Source organism: Gluconobacter oxydans, from assembly GCF_006539685.1.
Classification (GTDB): domain Bacteria; phylum Pseudomonadota; class Alphaproteobacteria; order Acetobacterales; family Acetobacteraceae; genus Gluconobacter; species Gluconobacter oxydans.
The window spans coordinates 1-651 of the sequence record NZ_BJNM01000099.1; the positions used below are offsets into that span (position 1 = coordinate 1).

The 651-nt window shown below is 48.1% G+C and carries 1 protein-coding gene; it reads left to right on the forward strand.

Annotation, left to right across the window (positions count from 1 at the left end):
• Window positions 1-233 precede the first annotated feature (233 nt).
• Window positions 234-651: DUF6998 domain-containing protein (locus GOX01_RS12775; RefSeq protein ID WP_218023029.1), on the forward strand; the 418-nt coding region annotated here is incomplete at its 3' end.

A 651-nucleotide genomic window follows, 5' to 3' on the forward strand; every position in this document is an offset into this window, starting at 1 on the left:
CCACATCGTGAAACATAAATATTCAGTCAGATGAAACCACTATAATTGCATACGTAAATCTTTTTTTGCAAGGAACTTCATCTACAATGAAAAACAGGACAAAATCATATATAAGAAATGGAATCCTCCATTCCTGCTGAAGTTCAAGTAATGGAAGTAGCCGACCCTTTCTTGTGCCGCCGTCAACAGCCAAATACGGTGTCCTTTTGGATACGTTGTGACGAAGGGCCGATATGGAAAACACACCAAATACCCTCTCCCAAGGACAGATAATCCGGTCCCTTGCTGAAGCACTGGCATGGTTCGAGAAGGAACTTGCTTGGGGAGTAAAGCCTCAGGATATTGGTCATCTGACCGGACGTATCGGCGAACTCTATACTGCGATGATAACCAGAGGCCAGATGGCCCTTGCGACGAACCAGCGCGGCTACGATGTCGTCTCCGACACTGGTGAGCATATCTCGGTGAAGACCGTGACGACCGCTACCCATGTCAGATTCTCGAAGTCCACCTACGGCGAGGCCAACCGGGTCAAAATATTGCGTATTCAGGTCGACGAAGGCGAGGCCTCCATCATTGAGTTAGTCGACAAGCAGGCTGACGTCTTTCTCGACGATTGTAAGAGTGAAGGACGCGATTACGTATACACTT